This window comes from Streptomyces sp. NPDC053367 (genome assembly GCF_044545925.1).
GTDB lineage: Bacteria > Actinomycetota > Actinomycetes > Streptomycetales > Streptomycetaceae > Streptomyces.
This window is the reverse complement of the sequence record NZ_JBITYN010000002.1, coordinates 42,596-61,105: the sequence shown is the minus strand read 5'-3', so window position 1 is coordinate 61,105 and position 18,510 is coordinate 42,596. Positions and strand designations below refer to the sequence as shown.

The following is an 18,510-nucleotide window of genomic DNA, read 5'->3' as shown; positions in this document are numbered from 1 at the left end:
GACGCACAGGAGCGACACGAGCGACCGGGGACCCGCGGACCGCCGCCGGACGACGACGGCGGCCCCGGGTTCAGAGGTGTGTCACCTGGCGTCGATCAGCTGGTGCGGCGGAACCTTCACCGTGCGGTGGCCCGGGGTGCCGCCCAGGATCACCTTGCGCAGGGCGACGTTGTTGTTGAGGTTGGTCTCCTTCAGGCGCTTCGAGGGGTTGGCGACGACCTGGATGTAGTACGTGCCGTTCGGCAGGTCGGTGATGTCGAAGGACTGGCCGGGACGGTACTGGGTGTAGGTGTCGCCGGAGCCGACGTCCAGGACCTCACGCACGGACAGCGAGTTCTGCTCGCCGCAGGCGGTCGACAGATCGGTGTTGTACGGGTGCCAGTTGGCGTTCTTCACGGTGTAGTTCACGGCGTCCGTGTTGGCCAGGCAGAACGCCTCCTTGCCGCTGCGCACCGCCTCGGTGCGGTCCGCGCTCAGCAGTCGGTAGCTGGCGAAGTCGGTGAAGTGCCAGTGCTCGTGCCCGATGCGCGGGTCCCACTCCATGGTGCCGGTGGGGGTGTAGCCGACCTGCCTGCCGTTCGCGTCGTAGAAGTACTGGTACGCGTCCATCAGGTCCGCGCCCGGGGTGCGGAAGCCGTCCACCACGAGGGGGGCCGGGCCCGCGTTCCAGACGTTGGCGCTGAAGGCGAGGTAGTCCTTGCCGGGTACGTCGCCGTCCTCGCCGTCGGTGATGGCGATGTCCCAGGCCGGCAGGGACCGCAGGTCGGGCTTGGGCACGTTCGCCGGGGCGCCGGCGCGGCCGGTGGGCCGCTCGGCGTTGGCCTTCAGGGCGGGCGCGATGCGCGAGCCGTCGGTGTGGCCGGGGCCGTCGCCGAGGTGGTGGGCGGCGCCGCGGTCCTCCAGGGCGTGGGACAGGGCCGGCGGGGTGGGCGCGTCGGCGCCGCGCGGTCCGTAGTGGTGGGACACGGGGCCGGCGGGGGCCTCGTGGCCGCCGTGTCCGGCGGCGTGGTGCGCGCCCGACCGCTCGGCGGCCACGCCCTCGCCGCCGCCCTCGTCCGTGGCCTGCCGTACGGTCACCTTGACGGTGGGACGGTCGTCGGGGATGCCGAACATGTCCCGGTACTTCTTCGCCACGGCCACCTTGGCCGTGTACTCGCCGACCGGGAGGTCGAGCGGCTTGTCGTAGTCGAAGGCGCTGGAGTTGGACGCCCAGCCCTTCTCCACGCCCCACACCGATCCGAGGGTGAACGGGTTGGTGGGGCAGCTCTCCGGGTAGTGCGACTTGGCCGGGGCGTCCGGGCGGATGCGGCCGGAGGCGTTGTTCGGGCAGAAGGTGCCCCTCGTCTTCGCCGCGACGTGCCCGGCGGCGTCGGTGATGGTCACCTCCAGGAAGCCGGGAAGGCCGGAGAAGTCCTTCACCGTTCCGGCGGGCAGCGTCTTGGTGCGTGTGGTGGTGCCGTCGCGGAGGATCTGCTGGGCGACGACGGGGTCCTTGTAGGACTTCCGGGTCACCTTGAACTCCAGCGGAGCCTTGTCGACGGTGATGTACGTGCCGAGGTCCAGATAGACCCCGGATTCCCCCTCCCACCGGTCGACGGTGACGGCCTTCGACGCGGCCACCAGCTTGAGCTTGGGCGTGCCGGCCGGGCTCGACGGGCCGGCGCCGGGTGCGGCGCCGGCCGCCACGACGACGACGGTGAGCGACGCGGCCGCGGCGAGCGACGCACGCGTGATGCGCTTGCGGTGTTGCTGACTGGTCATCGGTTCCTCGTCTGCGAGTGCCATGGTCAGTGGCATCGGACTCGACAGCTCACTCGCCTGACCGGTGTGGCCGGACGCACCCCACGCGTCCAGGGCAGGCCTGTGAGCACCCTGTGAGACCGCAAACGGGCGCAGCCGGTTGCCTGTTGATGCGCAATTCAGCTCATCGGGTGAGAGCCGGGCCGTGCGGACCCGGCGGTGAGCGAACGCGATCGGGCACCTGTCCGAGGGCAGGAAGAAGGCGAGCCCCCTGCGGCAGGGGGCTCGCCTTCGTACGTCAGCGGCGGCGGTGCGGAACGCCCGGCGTCAGCGCCGCACGCCGCCCCGGTCGCCGTAACGGCGCTCGAAGCGCTCCACGCGGCCCGCGCTGTCGACGATGCGGGCCGTCCCGGTGTAGAAGGGGTGGCTCGCCGACGACGTCTCGACGTCGACGACGGGGTGGAAGGTGCCGTCCTCCCACTCGATCGTGCGCGTCGAGTCCGCGGTAGACCGGGTGAGGAAGGAGACGCCGGCCGCGCGGTCACGGAAGACGACGGGGCGGGTCACGGGGTGGATGCCGTGCTTCACGGGGGTGTGCCTCCTCATGGCTGTCTGCGGGTGAGGGCGTGGTTCAGCGCTCCTCGCGGAACTCCACGTGACGGCCGGCGACCGGGTCGTACTTGCGCAGGATCATCCGGTCGGGGTCGTTGAGACGGTTCTTGCGGGTGACGTAGGTGACGCCGGTCCCGGCCGTCGACCTCAGGGTGACGACGGGACGCGCGGTGGCGGTGCGTGCCATGGGGTGGTCCTCCTTCCGCCGGCCGCTCCGGGCCTTTGGCCTGTGCATGCCAGCGATGTGCACAACCACACCCTCGGCCCCGGCATTCCCGGAGGGCACGGCCGCATGCGGAAGGTCGACCGCTCGGACCGCCGCCGTGTTAAGGCCCGCCACCTTGAGACCCCCGTGTTTAGGCCCGCCACCTTGAGACCCCCGCGTTCAGACCCGCCCCCCTGGACCCGCCGCGTTCAGACCCACCTCCCCGAGACCCCGTCACGGGGAGACCCGCCACCGTGAGACCCGACGCATTCAGAAGCGACACCGCTCAATGCGATGAACCGGGACGGTTGGACTTCGGGATCACCCGGGGGCAGGGTGGGCACATACCCCGCCCCCCGACGGGGCCCCTCACCGCACCACCCGGAGATCACCCGATGAACCACGTCGCGGACCCCGAGCGCTACGACGGCACCATGCGCTACCGGCGCACCGGACGCTCAGGACTGGACCTCCCGCTGCTGTCGCTCGGCTACTGGCACAACTTCGGCGACGACAAGCCCTTCGAGACCCAGCGCGAGATCGCCCTGCGCGCCTTCGACCTCGGCATCACCCACCACGACCTGGCGAACAACTACGGCCCGCCCTACGGCTCCGCCGAGATCAACTTCGGGCGCCTGATGAAGCAGGACCTCGCGCCGTACCGGGACGAGCTGGTGATCTCCACCAAGGCCGGCTGGGACATGTGGCCGGGCCCCTACGGTCAGGGCGGCGGCTCCCGCAAGTACCTGCTCGCCTCGCTCGACCAGTCGCTCACCCGGATGGGGCTGGACTACGTCGACATCTTCTACTCCCACCGGCTCGACGCGAGCACGCCGCTGGAGGAGACGATGGGCGCGCTCGACACGGCCGTCCGCCAGGGCAAGGCCCTCTACGTCGGCATCTCCTCCTACGACGCCGAGCGCACCCGCGAGGCCGTCGGCATCCTGCGTGAGCTGGGCACGCCGCTGCTCATCCACCAGCCGTCGTACAACATGCTGAACCGCTGGATCGAGACGGACGGGCTGCTGGACGCCGCCGAGGAGGAGGGCTTCGGCGTCATCGGCTTCACCGCCCTGGCCCAGGGCCTGCTCACCGGCCGCTACCTCGACGGCGTGCCCGAGGACTCGCGGGCCGCCCAGGGCAAGTCCTTCGACTCGAGCTGGCTGACGGAGGACATGCTGCGGCGGCTGCGCGCCCTGAACGACATCGCGGCCCGCCGCGGCCAGACCCTCGCCCAGATGGCGCTCGCCTGGGCGCTGCGCGACGAGCGGGTCACCTCCGTGGTCATCGGCGCCTCGCGCGTCGAGCAGCTGGAGCAGAACGTGGCCGCGCTGGAGAACCTCGACTTCAGCGCCGAGGAGCTGGCCGAGATCGACAAGTACGCCACCGACGGCGGCGTCGACCTGTGGCAGGACGCCCGCCTGGGCAACCTCGGCTGACCCGCTACACCCCCTCCCCCGCCGCCGGACGGCCCGTACGACGCCGTCCGGCGGCACCTGCCCGCGTCCGCCACCAGGGCGCCAGCTGTACGACGCCCCAGGCCGCCTCGACGACCAGGAACGGCCACAGCACACCCGAGGCGCCGGCGGCCAGCGCGTACGCCATCCACAGGGAGAACAGGGCGCGCGCGACACCGTCGTACAGCCCGTGCGCCGGCAGGGGCGCCCGCAGCCTCAGCAGGGACCACACGATCACCACCGATCCCATCAGGTCGGCGTACAGCACCTGCATCGGCTCCCGGGCGGGCAGCGCGCCCAGCCCGAGTGTCTCGCCGGTCCAGGACAGGGCCGTGTGCAGCAGAGCGTACGTCCACGGGGTGACGAACCCCGCCGTGACGACGAGGTCGTACCAGGCGCTCGCGCGCACGAGCCGCAGGTAGGCGGGCTGGGAAGGGGTCATGACGGGCCTCTCGGGTTCTGGGGGGGGACGACGAGGCCTCATGCTCGACGGTGGAGTACGGTCCAAGGTCAAGTCCACATGGGGGGAAGACGGCATGCGCATCGGGGAGCTGGCCGCACGGACCGGCCTGAGCAGGGACGCCATCCGCTTCTACGAGCGCCTGGGCCTGGTCACCGGCCGACGGCTGGGCAACGGCTACCGCGACTTCCCCGAGGAGGCCGTGCCCTGGCTCTTCTACGTCCGCACCGCGCAGGCCCTGGGCTTCACGCTGGCGGAGATCCGCGACCACGGGGAGGAGCTGCGGGACGCCCCCGACTGCGCCGAGGCCCTGTCCGCGCTGTTCGAGGACAAGATCCGGGTCATCGACGACCGGATGTCCGAACTGGCCGCGCTGCGAGCCGAGTTGCACGAGCGCGTCGGCACGGGCTGCCCCTTGCGGGCCGGTCAGTCGTCGTCGTCCACGCCGAGGTCGCGGCGCAGGGCCTGACGCAGCGCGGACAGCGCGGCCCAGGTCCGCTCCACTTCCACGGAGGTGAACTCGTCGAGGGCCGCCGCGTCCGGCCGGGGCGTGCTGTCGTCGAGGAACTGCTTGAGGATGCCGTAGCAGTGACCGATCTGGTGGCCGGCGGCGCTGATGGTCCGCCGCACCGGCTCCGGCGCGATCATCTGTGCCTGGGCGTAGCTCGCGCGCTGGGCGGCACGGCTCTCCTCCAGGCGTTCGGCGCACGCAGCGATGCCGTCCGAGGAACGCAGCGCGTGCAGCAGGTCGATCTGCGCGCTCTGGTACTGCCTGAAGGCGCTGTTGAGGTCGATGTAGCAGGCGCGGCGCAGCTCCAGCCGCTCGCGGCGCCGGGCCTCGGCGGCCTCCGACTGCCGTACCCGCTCGGCGTGCTCACGATCCTCCCGCTGCTGCCGGGCCAGCGCCTCCAGTTCGAGCCGTTTGATCCGGTCGGCCCGGCTCTGCGTCAGCTGTGCGGCCCCCAGCGTGCCGGCGACGCCGACCACGGCGACGGCCAGCGCGACCCATGACTCCCCCACGTCGGCCCCCGGCTCGGTGACAGTTGCGCCCAGTATGCCGGGCCGGGAGCCGCTGTGATCGGTCAGGGTCTGCTCAGCAGGGCCTCCAGCGCGGTCGCCGTCCGCGGGTGACGGTCCAGCAGGGCGGCGCCGCCCGGAGCCGCCGTGTCCCAGGGGCCTTCGCAGCCCAGCAGCCCGGCGAGGGCGTCGCAGGTGGCGGGGTGGGAGGGCAGGAGCGCGGCGCCGCCGGCCCGGGAGTTCCGCGGGGCGGGGGCCTGCTGTGCCGGAGTCCGCCACGGCGGCACCCAGGTGTCCAGGGCCTCGAGGCGTCCGGGGAAGATCCGCCCGGCCTCGCGTATGAGCAGCGGGGCGAGTTCGGTCCCGCCGGACCGCAGGGTGGTGATCAGGGCCGGCAGCCAGGGCAGCAGTACCGGGTCCGGCAGCTCGGCGAAGGCGTGGGAGACGGCCTCCACGACGAAGTCCGTCAGCTGCGGCACCGGCTCCAGCGCGTGCAGGAAGCCGCTGAGATAGCGCGGGTAGGCGGGCACGACCAGCGGGTTGCCCAGCAGCTCGGCGCAGCGGGCGCGCAGTTCGGCGCGGGAGAGCCGGCCCAGCTGGGTCTGGGCCGCCCACAGCAGGGCGGTGCGGTCCGGTTCCCGCGGGTGCGACTGGGCGACGGCCAGTTCGAGCTGGGTGCGGTCGCAGCCGAGGGACAGCGCCAGGCTCTCCATGCCGAACAGGAAGCCCAGCATGGCCGCGACCTGGCGGACGGTGGCGTCCTCGTCGGTGAAGGCCGTCGGCAGCAGCGTGCAGTAGTGGGCGTAGCCGGTCTTGACGAAGGCCTCGATCCAGCCGGGCAGCGTGGGCTCGCTGGTGCGGTAGTAGGCCAGCAGCCGGCGCACCCGGCGCAGCACCTCGGGCGCGCCGTCGACGCTGCGCTCGGCCGCGAGTGCCTCCAGGGCACGGGTGCCGAGTTCGTCGGCGAGACGGCGGCTGCGCAGGTAGAGGACCGCGTCCTCGACGGTCTCCAGCACGGTCGCGGCCGTGGCCTTGGGATCGTAGGCCGTGCGCCGCAGGCGTTGTTCCAGGACCTGTTCGACGCTGACGCCCTCGTAGCCGAGCTCGATGAGCGCCCGCTGGTGGGTGCCGAGGGCGAGGTCCCAGGACTCCTGGATGGGCTTCTCGCCGAGGCGTCGTTCGCCCATGATCGGGCGGGCGGCGCCGTGCGGCATCAGGTACTTCAGCATCCACAGCACGTCGGAGCACTTCTCCAGCTCCGGCTGTGCGGCGATGTCGAGCAGGGCCCGCCGGACGCCGCGCTGCTGGAGCCTGAGGTTCAGCGGGGCGAGACGGTCGTGGACGTCGCGGGCGAGCGGTGGCAGGGCGTCGTAGCCGACCTGGCCGACGCGGTCGCCGCCCATCATGATCTCGACGAGCCTGCGCACATCGCGCCGCCCGGGCACGCTGTCCTTCTCGATGCAGGTGACCGCCGCGTCCTGGAAGTCGTACGGCGTCGGCTTGGCGCGGTCGCGCATCCGGGCCAGCAGGATGGACGTCTCGAACACGGCGATGGCGTCGGCGGTGGAGGCGAGGTAGCCGTTGCGGCGGGCGGCGCGCACGATCTCCACGGACCAGCCGAGCAGTTCGGCCTCGTCGAGGGAGTCGAGCACGGGCGGGCGTCGCAGGAAGCCGGTCAGCCGGTCGGCGGGCGGGGCGTCGGCGACCGGGGCGAGTGGTGCGGCGGGCTTCGCTGCCTTCTTGGTGCCCGCCTGTCCCGCCAGCCGGTACGGCTTCACACGGGTGCGTCTGACGTTCTTCGCCCATTCCGTGGCGGCGATGGACACCGAGCCGGCGGCGAGGCCGAACTGCGCCTCGATCGCCGCGTGGCTGGACGGGATCAGGCCGTACTGCCATGTGGTGGCGGTGCGCGGGCTGATCTCGAAGGTGTCGCTGCCGTGGACGCCGAACTCCTCGACGCGGCTGGCGGCGTGGAAGGCTCCGCAGACGTAGAGGCAGTCGGCGGGGTCGGTGCCGGTGGCGGCGAGGTGCTCGCGCATCCGGGTCCACATGTAGCGCTCGCGGTCCTCGTCGACGCGGACCCGGCGGGTGTCGCCGGGCGCGAGGCGGCGGAAGAGGCTGCCGATGAGGAACATCACCTGGCGGTAGGTGTCGTGGTCGCTGTCGCCGAGCGGCAGCTCGACGTACTGGTGCCACCACTCCGACCAGTGCCGCACCTTGCCGTGCCGCAGCAGGTGTTCCTCCAGTTCGGCGAACCGGGGCCTGAGGTCGCCGATCTCGACGCCGACGGCGTCGCCGTGCAGCGCTGCCTCCTCCTCGGCCGGGGTGTCCGCCCCGGTGGTGTCCTCTTCGGGCTCGCGCCACTGGAAGACGTGGTCGGAGGACCGGTCGACGAGGACGAGTTCGACGCCCGGGGTGTCCAGGGCGTACGCGATGGCCTGGTACTCGGCGGATGCCTCGGTGACCGGGGCGACGACCGACAGCGGAGCCCAGTCCGCGGGGAAGCCGTCGATCTGGCTGGCGAAGGCCTGCACGGCCACCGGGAGCCGACAGTTGCGCAGCTCGGTGAGGAGCGGGGCCATGTCCTCGCACAGCTCCAGGTAGACCACCTTGGGCTGCTTCTCGCGCAGCCGGCGGGCCATGGCGAGGGCGGAGGCGGGCGAGTGGTGGCAGACGGGGAAGATCTCCAGGGGCTCGCGGATCGCCCGGTCGACGTCGTCGACCATGCCCAGGAGGATGCCCTCCAGGGCGCGGGGCCCGTCTGCGAACGTCTTGGCCGCCTCTTCCAGTTGGGAGCGCAGCCCGGTGAAGGTGGCCTCGCTCACGACAGGGTCGCGATCGCGTCGCGGCCGCCCTCGAGGAACTCCGGCCAGGAACCGCCCTCTTCCTTGCTGCGCGGCTCGACCACGCCGTGCAGGTACTTGTTGAGGATGGCGAGGTCCTCGGGTTCGCGCCGGGCGAGGGAGCCGACGAGGGACGAGGCGAGGGTGTGGGCGGTCAGGGTGCGCTCGCCGAAGAAGTTGCTGTGCAGGATGGCGTCCTCCAGGACACCGATCTGCTCGGCGGTGGACAGCGCTGACTCCAGCTTCTCGTCGTCGCTGCCGGCCGCCGCGGCGGAGGCGCGCAGATCGGCGAAGCTCCGCAGCAGCACGTCCAGCAGGGTGGGCGGCACGTCCAGTTCGATCTGGTGGCGGCGCAGCAGTTCCTCGGTGCGGAAGCGGACGATCTCCGCCTCCGCCTTCTTGTTCCCGACCACGGGGATGCGGACGAAGTTGAAGCGGCGCTTCAGCGCGGAGGAGAGGTCGTTGACGCCCCGGTCGCGGCTGTTGGCGGTGGCGATGATCGAGAAGCCGGGTTTGGCGAACACGATGTTGTCGCTGTCGAGTTCGGGCACGGAGATGTACTTCTCGGACAGGATCGAGATGAGCGCGTCCTGGACGTCGCTGGTGGAGCGGGTGAGCTCCTCGAAGCGGCCGATGGCGCCGGACTCCATGGCGGTCATGATCGGCGACGGGATCATGGACTCGCGGGACTGGCCCTTGGCGATGACCATGGACACGTTCCACGAGTACTTGATGTGGTCCTCGGTGGTGCCCGCGGTGCCCTGCACGACCAGCGTGGAGTTGCGGCAGACGGCGGCGGCGAGCAGTTCGGCGAGCCAGCTCTTGCCGGTGCCGGGGTCGCCGATGAGGAGCAGGCCGCGGTCGGAGGCGAGGGTGACGATGGACCGCTCGACGAAGCTGCGGTCTCCGAACCACTTCTGCGGGATCTCGCGGTCCAGGCCGTCGGCGCGCTCGGAGCCGAGGATGAACAGGCGGACCATCTTCGGCGACAACCGCCAGGAGAACGGCTTGGGGTTGTCGTCGATCGACTCCAGCCAGTCCAGCTCCTCGGCGTACTTGATCTCGGCGGGGGCGCGCAGCAGGTCGGACATGTCGTGGGCCTTTCTCTGGTGATTAAGCGAGGAACGTCTTCAGCTCGTCGACGAGCTTGCGTATGTGCCCGGAGATCACCGGGGTGCCCTGGTCCTTGAACCGCTCGCGGAACCAGGGGTTGACGCTGCCGCGGCCGGAGCTGGTCACCGAGCCGACGGGGATGAACTTCACGCCCGAGCGGTGCAGGGCGGACATGGACTCGAAGAGCTGCTCGCCGCGCCACTCGTAGTAGTCGGAGATCCACACCACGACGGTGTTGCGCGGCTCGGCGATCTTCGGCTGGGCGAGGGCCATGGCGGCCGTGCCGTCGGTGCCGCCGCCGAGCTGGGTGCGCAGCAGGGTCTCGAACGGGTCGTGCACCCATGGGGTGAGGTCGAGCGCCTGGGTGTCGTACGCGATGAGGTGGACGTCGACCTTCGGCAGTCCGGCGAAGATGGACGCGAGGATGGTGCAGTTGACCATGGAGTCGACCATCGAGCCCGACTGGTCGACGACCACGATGAGCCGCTGGGGCGTCGTCCTGCGGGCGGTGTGCCGGTAGTAGAGGCGGTCGACGTAGAGCCGCTCCTCCTCCGGGCTCCAGTTGGTGAGGTTCTTCCAGATGGTGCGGTCCAGGTCGAGGTTGCGGAACACCCGCTTGGGCGGCACGGAGCGGTCCAGGGGGCCGACCGTGCTCTTCTCCACCTGGGTGCGCAGCACCTGGGCGACCTCGTCGACGAAGCGCCGGATCAGCGCCTTGGCGTTGGCGAGGGCGACGCCGGAGAGGTTGTCCTTGTCGCGCAGCAGCTGCTCGATGAGGGACATGCTGGGGGTGAGCGCGGCTGCCAGCTGCGGGTCGGCGAGGACCTCGCGCAGGTGCATGCGCTTGACCAGGTCGGCCTCGATGGCGCCGAGTTCGGGTCCGATCTCGGGGATCAGCCGGCTCAGGTCGGGGGTGTGGCGGTTTCCTCCGGTGCCGGTGGGGCCGACTCCCGCGCCGGCCGCGCCGCGCGCGCCGGGGCTCTGCGCCGGGGCCCGGCCGGCCCGCAGCTCGCCGGGCTTGCAGCCGAGGGCGCGCTCCAGCCATGCGGCGTCCGACTGCCAGCGCGCGAGCCGGCCGGCGGAGACGGTGCCGGAGCCGCGGGCGAAGACGTTCAGCAGCACTTTCGACACCAGGGCCGCGCGGCGTACCTCGGCGGCACGGTCCCGGTCCTCGCCGGACTCCTCGGGAACCATCAGGCCGTCGAACTCGGCGGCGAGCTCCGGGTGGCGCTGGACGAGGGAGTCGACCGAGGTCTGCGGGTCGAGCAGCGCGGCGGGCAGGCCGATGTCCTCGACGACGGCGAGGGAGACGGACTCCAGGGCCGGCTGCTCCTCCTGGTCGAAGAGGCGGGCGAGCAGTCGCCAGTAGAGGACCTGGCGGCGGTTGACGTCGGAGTCGTCATCGACCCGGGGAGCGAGAGCCTCCCGCCCGGCAGCGGGGGCCTCCGGCGTGGGCGCGGGTGCCTCCGGCGTGGCCGCAGGGGCCTCCTGCGTGGGCGCGGGGGCCTCTTGCGTGGGCGCGGGTGCCTGCTGCGCGGGCGCGGGGGCCTCCTGCGCGGGCGCTTCCAACGTGGGCATAGGCGCCCCCTGCTTGGGCGCGGGCGCTTCCTGCGTGGGTTCGGTCATTTCCGCAGCAGCCTTCCGGCGCGCTCGCGCAGCACCCTGACGGCGTCGGTGGCGGCCTTCTCGGCCTTGACGCCGGCCTTGTCGGTGGTGCCGCCTGCCCAGGCACCCGCGTGCAGGGCGACGGTCTTCTTGCGTACGGTCGTCTCGACGGCGAGCGGCTGCACGGTGAACGTCCCGGCGTCCCAGCGCAGCAGTCCGATGCAGGCGCTGGAGGCGGCGACGGACCCGGGGGTGAGCGGGCCGGCGGTCGGCACGCGGTCGGTGTCGACGGCCAGCGGCCCCGACGGCAGGTCGAACACCGTGGCGTCGCCCTCCTGTCGGGTGGTGTAGCCCTCCAGGAAGACGGGCACGGCGAGGCGTGCCGGGTGCCGGGCCAGAGGTGCGGTGGCCGGGAGGGTCGCGGTGGACAGGACCACGCGCGCGGTGGTGAACGCGTCGGCAGGCTCGCCGGACCGGGCGTGCTCCTCGCTCCAGATCAGGTCGCCCTCGGCGGTGACCGGCATGGCGTCGATCTCCATGGCGCGGCCCTCGCCGACGGCCGAGAGCAGCGACATATGGGGCCCCAGCAGCTGCCAGACGCCCGCCTCGACGACGGTGTCGGGCTTGGGCACCGAGACGGAGGCGCGCACCAGGCGGGGCGACTCCCCGCCGGCGGGCTCCAGTACGGCGTGCACCTGGGCCTGCACGGCGGTGGCGTGCTCGTGCACGTCGACGCCGAGCGGCAGCAGGCGTCCGGTGACCGTGCCGGGGGCGGGCGCGTCGGTGGCTCCGGGCACGGTGAGCAGCAGCGCACGCGCCCACAGGTCGCCCCAGCGGCGTGCCGGGACGCGCTCGAGGGAGGCGCCTGGGCAGGAGGCGGCGAGTTCGGCGGCGAAGCCGTCGAGGAGGGTGGCGAGGCGGCGCAGCGAGGTGTCCGGGAGCATGGCGGAGACGATCTGGGCCGCTTGGGACACCAGGTCGTGGTCGATGCCCTGCCAGCCGGTGCGGGCCAGGGCGGACAGCCAGGAGCGCGCTGCCACCAGGAGGTTGGGCGTCTGGTCCGCGCTCTGCGCGTTCGGGGCGGGGGCGTCCTGCGGGGTGCGGCCGGTCAGCTCCTCGATGCGTGCGGCCAGCGCATCGTGCGCGGAGCCGAGCAGGGCGGTCCGGGCGGCGGCGAGTGCGAGGAGCTGGTCCTCGTCGGCGGCTCCGGCCGCGGCCTTGCCGGCCGCCTCGGCCACCCGCACGGCCAGGGGTGTGCCGGACAGGGCGTCGGCGAGCGCGGTCAGATCGGCGGCACGGTCCGGGTGGGGCCGTAGCAGGCCCTCGGTCAGCGCACGGTCGAGGGCGTCGACGGCCGCGAGCGCCTCGTCGAGGCCGGCGATCGGTTCGGCGAGGAGGCCGGAGCTCTGGGGGGTGGCCGGCTCGGTGCCCCGGGTGGGCGCGAACCACTGCATCTCCGGGAGCGGCTCGGTCGCCGGGGCGAGTTCGAGGTAGGCGAGGTGGCGCAGGAAGCGGGCGAAGACGGGGGCCGCGGCGGCCTTTCCGTCGGCCGCGGACGGGCGGGTGACGCCCATGGAGTAGGCGAGCTCCGACCCGTCGGGCTCGGCGTCGGCGTCGGCCTGGACGATGTCGTCCACGCGCAGGTAGCGGGCGACACGGTGGCCGCCGTACTGGAGCACGGCCTCCTTGATCAGGGCGTGGATGTGGTTGCAGAACGAGCCGCGGGCGCCGCCGCAGGGGCGGTTGTTGTTGGTGCTGCACGCGAAGGCGTACGTCCCGGCCGCGACGGAGGACACATAGACCCGCTCGATGTCCGAGCCGCTGGACACGACCCCCTGCAGTCGTCCGTCGGCGAGTTCGACGAACGGCACCTTGGCGAGCTTGCGCGGCCGTGCCGGGCGGACCACCCGGGCCGTGCTCGACTTCTCCCAGTCGGACAACGCATCATCTCCTTTGCAGCGCACGCCACATGAGCACGTGAAAGATCACGTGCCAACACCTTCCGGCGGGAACACGACCGAACATAGCGGCGACCACTGACAACGCGATCTCCGTGCCGTGCCCGGCGGCTGGCCGCACTGCTTCGGCCAGCGGAAAGGCCCGTGGGCGAAGGACGTCCGACGACGTCTTCGCCCACGGGCCCTTCCGCACCGGCGTCCTCGCCGGCCGGCGCACATGTGCTCGGTTCAGCGGCCGGCGACCGCCTTGAGCACGGCCTGCGCGGTGGAGGTGCTGGACTGCGGGTTCTGCCCGGTGACGAGCGTGCCGTCGACGACGACGGTGTCGCTCCACGCGGGGCCCGTCTCGACGACGGCACCGCGCTCGCGCAGCCTGCTCTCCACGAAGTACGGCGTGTTCTCGCCGAGTCCGCCCTGGCGCTCCTCCTCGTCGGTGAACGAGGTCAGGTTGCGGCCCGCGAAGGCGAAGCCGCCGTCGGCGGTCCGGGCGCTCAGCAGACCGGCGACGCCGTGGCACAGGGCGGCGACGACCTTGCCCCGCGCGGCGAACTCACCGAGCAGCCGCCCCAGATCGGCGTCCTGGGCGAGGTCGGCCATCGGTGCGTGGCCGCCGGGGAGGTAGATCGCGTCGTAGTCGGCGGCGTCCACGTCGGCCAGGGCGAGCGGGGCGTCCAGCCGGTCGGCGATGCCGTCGAGGTAGGCGCGGTGGCGGTCGGCGTCTGCCGGGGCGACACCGCCGCGCTCGCTGAGGCTGAGGGCGTCCACGGTGGGTCGCGCGCCGCCCGGCGTGGCGATCACGACGTCGGCGCCGGCAGCGGTGAGGACCTGGTGCGAGGCGGCGACCTCCTCCGCCCAATAGCCGGTGGGGTGGGTGGAACCGTCGGCCAGTTCCAGGGTGTCGGCTGCGGAGAGGACCATCAGAATCTTCGACATCGGCTTGCCTGTTTCTTCCCTATCGAGGTGGCCGGGCCACCCGTCCCGCGGCGGTTCCGCGGTGTGCTGGACAACGTCAGCATCCATCAGGGTTCATCCGGGCTGCCGAGCTCAGCCATAAGCGTTCTTATGACTGCTGGGGAACAATCCACCGGCCCGGTGCAGCCCTACAGCCCACCCCACTCCCGCGCCGCCCGCTGGAGCCGGTCGCGGAGCACCGCCAGCGCCGGCCCGGCGGGGGCGCCCCGGCGGACGGCGAGGTAGAGGGTGTTCAGCGGGGCCGCCTCCGGATGGTGCAGCTGGACGACGTCGCCGGCGGCCAGGGCCGGGGCGGCGAGGTAGCGCGGCAGGACGGAGACGCCCGCGCCGGCCACCACCGCGGCCAGCACCGCCCGCAGGTCGGGCACGACCATGGCGACGGGGTTCGGCGGACGCCGCCCGAACTCGCTGCGCCAGTAGCGCCGTACGATCGGCAGCTCGTCGGCGTAGGCGACCAGGGGCAGATGCGCCAGGGCCGCCGACGGGTCCGCGGCGAGCCGCTCGCCGTCGACGGTGTGGGCGAGCGCCGGGGCGGCGACCAGCAAGAACTCCTCGTCCACGAGCGGCATCGCGAGGACGCCGTCCCGCGAGGGCCGCACCGCGGAGACAACCAGGTCGAGTGCACCGGACGCCAGCTGGGACAGCAGGTCGTCGGCGAGGCCGAGGGTCACCTGCACACGGACGCCGCGCCTGCCGAGGTCGGCCAGGACGGGCATCACCCGCAGGGTCATCAGCTCGGCCGCCCCGCCGACGCGCACGGTGCCGCTCAGCACCGGTTCCGCGCCTTCCGGGGTCAGGGCCCCGCGCAGGCCGTCCACATGGACGCCGATCCGCGAGGCGAGGACGGCCGCCCGCTGCGTAGGGGTGACGCCCTTGCGACTGCGCAGGAACAGCGGCTCGCCCACCTGTTCCTCCAGCCGGGCGAGCTGGCCGGTGACGGCCGGCTGGGTCACGCCGAGCCGCTGGGCGGCCGCGGAGAGGGAGCCCGCCCGGTAGATCTCCAGGAAGGTCAGCAACAGATCGAGACTCGGCGTGCCGCCGCGCTTGTCGTACTCCACCACAGGCAGAAGCAAACCATTCGCGGCCACAGGCAGCGGCAAACCATTCGCGGCCACAGGCGGAAGCGACCTTTCCCGGCCACGGGAGGAAGCGACCGTTCCCGGCCGCAGGCGGAAGCGACCGTTCCCGGCCGCAGGCAGAAGCAGACCGCCTCCAACCTCGTCGGCGTTTGCATGTATCCCGCGCATGCAACTATTGTTTTCGCATGTAAGCGCTGCACGCAATCAGTCGCCCTCAGTGGCGCGCGCAGCAGAATCACCGAGCAACGGAGTCATCCTCCATGAGCACCGCCACCGCCGTCACACCGCTGACCACCGCCGACGCGGAGGTCCTCGTCTCCGCCGCCCGGCGGGCCGCCGAGGCCGCGGGGGTCGCGGTCAGCATCACCGTCCTGGACGCCGGCGGGCATCTGCTGGCCTTCCGCCGCGACGACCGGGCCGTCCTGATCTCCGGCGAGACCAGCACCCGCAAGGCGTACACCGCGCTGCAGCTGAACGCCCCGACCGCCGACCTCGTCGACGCGGTCAAGCCGGACGGCCCCTTCCACAGCCTGCCCACCGCGCTCGACCGGCCGCTGCTGTTCATCGCCGGCGGCATCCCCGTCCACCGGGACGGACGTCTCGTCGGAGCCGTCGGCGTGGGCGGCGGCGCGCCGGAGCAGGACCACGCCTTCGCGGCGGAGGCCATGACGACGCTGGGCTGACCCCTGCGGCCCGGATCAGCTCTCTCCCCGGCCATCGGCAGTGCACGCAGCATCACCAGCCCGTCCTCCCGCCCGGCGACCACCGCGAGGGAGAAGCGGTCCGCCGCGAGGCACAGGGCGATGCCGTCGGGGTGGATGCCCCGGTAGCCGCGGCACCTTCGTCCAACGGGACGGACGTCACCTGCTCACGGTATGGCCGGGGAAACGATCCGCCCAAGGGCGGTTCAACCCCTGATCATCATTCGGCAAGGGCCGGCGGGCAGCCGCTGCGGCCGTCGTACGTTCGTTCGCCGTGACCTCACATGCCGATTCCCCCGCCGCCTCCGGCGCTCTTCCGCCCGCCCGGCGCACGCTCCTGTGGGCCGGGCTGAGCGGGGCCGCCGTCCTCGCCTCCGGTGCCGCGCCCGCGTCCGCCGCCGGCCCCGCGACGCCCGAGCAGCCGCGTCCCTCCACCCCCGCCGAGGCCCTGCGGGCGCTGGCCGCGGGCAACCTGCGCTGGCGCACGTACCGGGAACGGCACCCCGACGAGACTCCCGCGGTGCGCAGGTCACTGACGGCCGGTCAGCACCCGTTCGCCCTGGTGCTGGGGTGTGTGGACTCCCGGGTGCCGCCGGAGCTGGTGTTCGACCAGGGCCTCGGCGATCTGCTCACCGTGCGCTCGGCGGGCGAGGTGCTGGACGAAGCCGTGCTGGGCAGCGTGGCCTACGGGGTGCTGGAGCTGGCGATACCCCTGGTCGTGGTGCTGGGCCACCAGTCCTGCGGGGCGGTGCGCGCCGCCGTGGAGGCGGACCGGACCGGTGAACCGCTGCCGGACCACATCCAGTACCTGGCCGACCAGATCCGCCCGGCCATCGACCACGGCGTGGACGGCGACGCCCGTGTCGACGTCACGATCGACGCCCAGGTGCGGCTCGTCCGCTCGCGGCTCGCCGCTCAGCCCGACCTCGCGGACAGGATCACCCGGGGGCGGCTCGCCGTGGTGGGCGCCCGCTACGAGCTGGGCAGCCAGCTGGTGCACCGGGTCGACTGAGCCGTCACACCCCGCCCGGCGCGCGGCGAGCTGGACAACGAGCCCGCGGAAACGGGCTCAGTCCATCAGGCCGGCGGCCACCGTGGCGCCGAGTTCCCAGCACGCCTCGGCGTCCGCCTTCGACGGCTCGCCGGTCACCGTCACCGCCTCCGCGGCGCGCCGCCAGCCCAGGCCGGTGGTGACGGCCTCGATGCCCCGCACGGCACCGGTGACGTCGTTGCCGCCGTGGACGTAGTAGCCGAAGGGCCGGCCGCGGGTCTCGTCGAGGCAGGGGTAGTACACCTGGTCGAAGAAATGCTTGAGCGCGCCGGACATGTAGCCCAGGTTCGCCGGTGTACCCAGCAGGTACGCGTCGGCCGCGAGCACGTCGGAGACGGTCGCGGCCAGCGCAGCCCGCCGTACGACCGTGACTCCCTCGATCTCCGGTGCCGTGGCACCGGCGACGACGGCTTCGAGCATCGCCTGGCAGTTGGGCGAGGGCGTGTGATGGACGATCAGCAAGGTGGCCACGCCCGAACCCTGCCCCGCAGCCCACCGCCCGCGCAAGCGGCTCCCGTGTCAGGGTGATCACCATGGGCGCGCGCGTCGAACGGGTGGACGAACTGGGCGCCTCCGGCGGATCTACGGTGTCCAGACCGGCGTGACGGGCAGCAGCGCGGGGCGTTTCGCCGCGCGCCCGTCCCCGGTCGAGCCGCTCGGCGAGGCGGTCGGCCCAGCCGCGCAGCCCGCCGAGGTCGTCTCCGTCGCCCACGCCCTCGGTCTGGCTGTCCCCGAGGGCGACGTACCGCGTGCAGATCATGCGCCCGTGCTACTCATAAAGTTGAGTAGTCTGGGGGGTTGAATACTCTGGGGGGGGCCTTCGGGACGAGCGCTGCTACCGCGGGCGGAGCCGGGCGCGCGCGGGTATCCGCTCCAGGACACCACCGGCGAACACGTCGTACAGCGGGAGCGTCTCCAGATGGACGTAGCCGATGTGGCAGTCGCACACCGCCAGCGGACAGGGGCGCGGGCGCAGTGCCTCGCGGTACGAGCCGTCGTAGAGGTTGCCGAGTTCGGCGCGCACGAAGTGGCAGCGGCGGACCGTGCCGTCGCCGTCGACGGAGATCACCGACTCGCCAGTACGGCAGGGCAGGCCCGCGCTGGGGTGCGGGCGGCGGCTGTACGGGAAGAGGGGGTCCAGGTCGGTCCAGGTGGCCGCCTCGACGTCGTCGTAGAGGTGCCCCTCGGCGGCGTTGACCCACAGGTACACATGCCCGGGCAGGTCCGCGCGCAGTCGGCGGGCGTGCTCCAGGTGCTCGGGCAGGCCGACGACGCCGACGCTGAACCGGACGCCCTGCCCCGCGAGTTCACGGCACTTGCCGAGGAAGCGGTCGTACGGCGTCTGCCCCGGGTGGTAGGTGCACCACAGGGCGAGGGTGTCGCGGTCGGTGTCGGCGAGCCAGTCGGTGCGGCAGCTGAGGTTGGTCTGGATCGCCACCCGGCGGATGTGCGGCAGATGGGACAGCTCGGTGAGGGTGCGCCGGTACCAGGAGCGGACCAGGCCCTCGCCCCACGGCGTGAACAGCACCGACAGCCGGTCGCCCGTCTGTCCGGCGGCCCAGTCGGCGAACCTCTCCAGACAGGCCCGGTCGGTGCGCAACTGCTCCGGGCTGTCGCGCCGCTTGGCGAACGGGCAGTACGGGCAGTCGTAGTCGCAGGACGCCAGCGGGCCGCGGTAGAGCAGGGTCAGGTCCATC

The 18,510-nt window shown here is 72.5% G+C and carries 17 protein-coding genes and 2 pseudogenes; 4 read left to right on the top strand and 15 right to left on the bottom strand.

The features are described 5' to 3' along the window. Nucleotides 1-81: 81 nt before the first annotated feature. The 3 genes from ACIGXJ_RS06750 to rpmG form a co-directional block, all read right to left on the bottom strand. The gene (locus tag ACIGXJ_RS06750; RefSeq protein ID WP_399642213.1) at nucleotides 82-1,761 is read right to left on the bottom strand and encodes a lysyl oxidase family protein; all 1,680 of its coding nucleotides are present in this window, start codon (nucleotides 1,759-1,761) and stop codon (nucleotides 82-84) included. 306 nt (nucleotides 1,762-2,067) lie between these two features. Continuing rightward, on the bottom strand, nucleotides 2,068-2,328 hold the full coding sequence (locus tag ACIGXJ_RS06745; RefSeq protein WP_399642212.1) for a type B 50S ribosomal protein L31: 261 nt from the start codon (nucleotides 2,326-2,328) through the stop codon (nucleotides 2,068-2,070). Nucleotides 2,329-2,371: 43 nt separating this feature from the next. Further along, on the bottom strand, nucleotides 2,372-2,539 hold the full coding sequence (gene rpmG / locus ACIGXJ_RS06740) for a 50S ribosomal protein L33 (RefSeq protein ID WP_399642211.1): 168 nt from the start codon (nucleotides 2,537-2,539) through the stop codon (nucleotides 2,372-2,374). 413 nt (nucleotides 2,540-2,952) lie between these two features. Here rpmG and mgrA point away from each other — a divergent pair, with 413 nt between their 5' ends. After that, entirely contained in the window at nucleotides 2,953-3,996 is a 1,044-nt protein-coding gene (mgrA, locus tag ACIGXJ_RS06735; protein WP_399642210.1) for an L-glyceraldehyde 3-phosphate reductase, read from the top strand. 4 nt (nucleotides 3,997-4,000) lie between these two features. Here mgrA and ACIGXJ_RS06730 read toward each other — a convergent pair whose 3' ends face one another. Further along, entirely contained in the window at nucleotides 4,001-4,456 is a 456-nt protein-coding gene (locus ACIGXJ_RS06730; RefSeq protein WP_399642209.1) for a hypothetical protein, read from the bottom strand. Between the two features lie 94 nt (nucleotides 4,457-4,550). Here ACIGXJ_RS06730 and ACIGXJ_RS06725 point away from each other — a divergent pair, with 94 nt between their 5' ends. Beyond that, a complete protein-coding gene (locus tag ACIGXJ_RS06725) occupies nucleotides 4,551-4,943 on the top strand; it encodes a MerR family transcriptional regulator (protein ID WP_399642208.1) in 393 nt (130 codons plus the stop codon). Here the strand turns inward: ACIGXJ_RS06725 and ACIGXJ_RS06720 are convergent. The 8 genes and pseudogenes from ACIGXJ_RS06720 to ACIGXJ_RS06685 form a co-directional block, all read right to left on the bottom strand. Then, nucleotides 4,901-5,494: a hypothetical protein gene (locus ACIGXJ_RS06720; RefSeq protein WP_399642207.1), complete on the bottom strand. Its 594-nt coding sequence runs from the start codon at nucleotides 5,492-5,494 to the stop codon at nucleotides 4,901-4,903. The two genes, ACIGXJ_RS06725 and ACIGXJ_RS06720, sit on opposite strands and share 43 nt — an antisense overlap. Before the next feature lie 62 nt (nucleotides 5,495-5,556). Beyond that, nucleotides 5,557-8,316, bottom strand: a complete 2,760-nt coding sequence (locus ACIGXJ_RS06715; RefSeq protein ID WP_399642206.1) for a hypothetical protein — start codon at nucleotides 8,314-8,316, stop codon at nucleotides 5,557-5,559. Beyond that, nucleotides 8,313-9,425, bottom strand: a complete 1,113-nt coding sequence (locus tag ACIGXJ_RS06710; RefSeq protein WP_399642205.1) for an AAA family ATPase — start codon at nucleotides 9,423-9,425, stop codon at nucleotides 8,313-8,315. Before ACIGXJ_RS06710 ends, ACIGXJ_RS06715 begins: the two co-directional genes overlap by 4 nt. 22 nt (nucleotides 9,426-9,447) lie before the next feature. Then, the gene (locus ACIGXJ_RS06705; RefSeq protein ID WP_399642204.1) at nucleotides 9,448-11,025 is read right to left on the bottom strand and encodes a VWA domain-containing protein; all 1,578 of its coding nucleotides are present in this window, start codon (nucleotides 11,023-11,025) and stop codon (nucleotides 9,448-9,450) included. 44 nt (nucleotides 11,026-11,069) lie between these two features. Beyond that, the gene (locus tag ACIGXJ_RS06700) at nucleotides 11,070-12,506 is read right to left on the bottom strand and encodes a hypothetical protein (protein WP_399642777.1); all 1,437 of its coding nucleotides are present in this window, start codon (nucleotides 12,504-12,506) and stop codon (nucleotides 11,070-11,072) included. Continuing rightward, nucleotides 12,483-12,992: pseudogene (locus ACIGXJ_RS06695) on the bottom strand (hypothetical protein); the annotation flags it as partial. The pseudogene ACIGXJ_RS06695 and the gene ACIGXJ_RS06700, both read right to left, overlap by 24 nt. 246 nt (nucleotides 12,993-13,238) lie before the next feature. Continuing rightward, nucleotides 13,239-13,943 carry a type 1 glutamine amidotransferase domain-containing protein gene (locus tag ACIGXJ_RS06690; protein WP_399642203.1) on the bottom strand — a complete coding sequence of 235 codons (705 nt, stop codon included), beginning with the start codon at nucleotides 13,941-13,943 and terminating at the stop codon, nucleotides 13,239-13,241. 167 nt (nucleotides 13,944-14,110) lie between these two features. Then, nucleotides 14,111-15,043, bottom strand: coding sequence for a LysR family transcriptional regulator (locus tag ACIGXJ_RS06685; protein ID WP_399642202.1), 933 nt, complete (start codon nucleotides 15,041-15,043; stop codon nucleotides 14,111-14,113). A 278-nt stretch (nucleotides 15,044-15,321) separates the two neighbouring features. Between ACIGXJ_RS06685 and ACIGXJ_RS06680 the strand changes: the two genes are divergently transcribed. Further along, entirely contained in the window at nucleotides 15,322-15,744 is a 423-nt protein-coding gene (locus ACIGXJ_RS06680; RefSeq protein ID WP_399642201.1) for a heme-binding protein, read from the top strand. A gap of 292 nt (nucleotides 15,745-16,036) precedes the next feature. Further along, complete coding sequence (locus ACIGXJ_RS06675) at nucleotides 16,037-16,774, top strand: carbonic anhydrase (RefSeq protein WP_399642200.1); 738 nt, start codon at nucleotides 16,037-16,039, stop codon at nucleotides 16,772-16,774. 57 nt (nucleotides 16,775-16,831) lie between these two features. Here ACIGXJ_RS06675 and ACIGXJ_RS06670 read toward each other — a convergent pair whose 3' ends face one another. The 3 genes and pseudogenes from ACIGXJ_RS06670 to ACIGXJ_RS06660 all read right to left on the bottom strand — a co-directional run bounded on the left by ACIGXJ_RS06670 (nucleotide 16,832) and on the right by ACIGXJ_RS06660 (nucleotide 18,509). After that, nucleotides 16,832-17,284, bottom strand: coding sequence for a flavodoxin family protein (locus ACIGXJ_RS06670; protein ID WP_399642199.1), 453 nt, complete (start codon nucleotides 17,282-17,284; stop codon nucleotides 16,832-16,834). A gap of 175 nt (nucleotides 17,285-17,459) precedes the next feature. Then, a pseudogene (locus tag ACIGXJ_RS06665) lies at nucleotides 17,460-17,573 on the bottom strand (SGNH/GDSL hydrolase family protein); the annotation flags it as partial. A 75-nt stretch (nucleotides 17,574-17,648) separates the two neighbouring features. Then, the gene (locus ACIGXJ_RS06660; protein ID WP_399642198.1) at nucleotides 17,649-18,509 is read right to left on the bottom strand and encodes an STM4011 family radical SAM protein; all 861 of its coding nucleotides are present in this window, start codon (nucleotides 18,507-18,509) and stop codon (nucleotides 17,649-17,651) included. Nucleotide 18,510: the final 1 nt, after the last annotated feature.

What these genes read in the sequence shown, in the direction of transcription:
- ACIGXJ_RS06750 (WP_399642213.1), bottom strand. Translation starts at nt 1,761, where the DNA reads ATGACCAGTCAGCAACACCGCAAGCGCATCACGCGTGCGTCGCTCGCC.
- rpmG (WP_399642211.1), bottom strand. Translation starts at nt 2,539, where the DNA reads ATGGCACGCACCGCCACCGCGCGTCCCGTCGTCACCCTGAGGTCGACG.
- mgrA (WP_399642210.1), top strand. Translation starts at nt 2,953, where the DNA reads ATGAACCACGTCGCGGACCCCGAGCGCTACGACGGCACCATGCGCTAC.
- ACIGXJ_RS06730 (WP_399642209.1), bottom strand. Translation starts at nt 4,456, where the DNA reads ATGACCCCTTCCCAGCCCGCCTACCTGCGGCTCGTGCGCGCGAGCGCC.
- ACIGXJ_RS06725 (WP_399642208.1), top strand. Translation starts at nt 4,551, where the DNA reads ATGCGCATCGGGGAGCTGGCCGCACGGACCGGCCTGAGCAGGGACGCC.
- ACIGXJ_RS06710 (WP_399642205.1), bottom strand. Translation starts at nt 9,425, where the DNA reads ATGTCCGACCTGCTGCGCGCCCCCGCCGAGATCAAGTACGCCGAGGAG.
- ACIGXJ_RS06705 (WP_399642204.1), bottom strand. Translation starts at nt 11,025, where the DNA reads ATGCCCACGTTGGAAGCGCCCGCGCAGGAGGCCCCCGCGCCCGCGCAG.
- ACIGXJ_RS06700 (WP_399642777.1), bottom strand. Translation starts at nt 12,506, where the DNA reads ATGCAGTGGTTCGCGCCCACCCGGGGCACCGAGCCGGCCACCCCCCAG.
- ACIGXJ_RS06690 (WP_399642203.1), bottom strand. Translation starts at nt 13,943, where the DNA reads ATGTCGAAGATTCTGATGGTCCTCTCCGCAGCCGACACCCTGGAACTG.
- ACIGXJ_RS06680 (WP_399642201.1), top strand. Translation starts at nt 15,322, where the DNA reads ATGAGCACCGCCACCGCCGTCACACCGCTGACCACCGCCGACGCGGAG.
- ACIGXJ_RS06660 (WP_399642198.1), bottom strand. Translation starts at nt 18,509, where the DNA reads ATGGACCTGACCCTGCTCTACCGCGGCCCGCTGGCGTCCTGCGACTAC.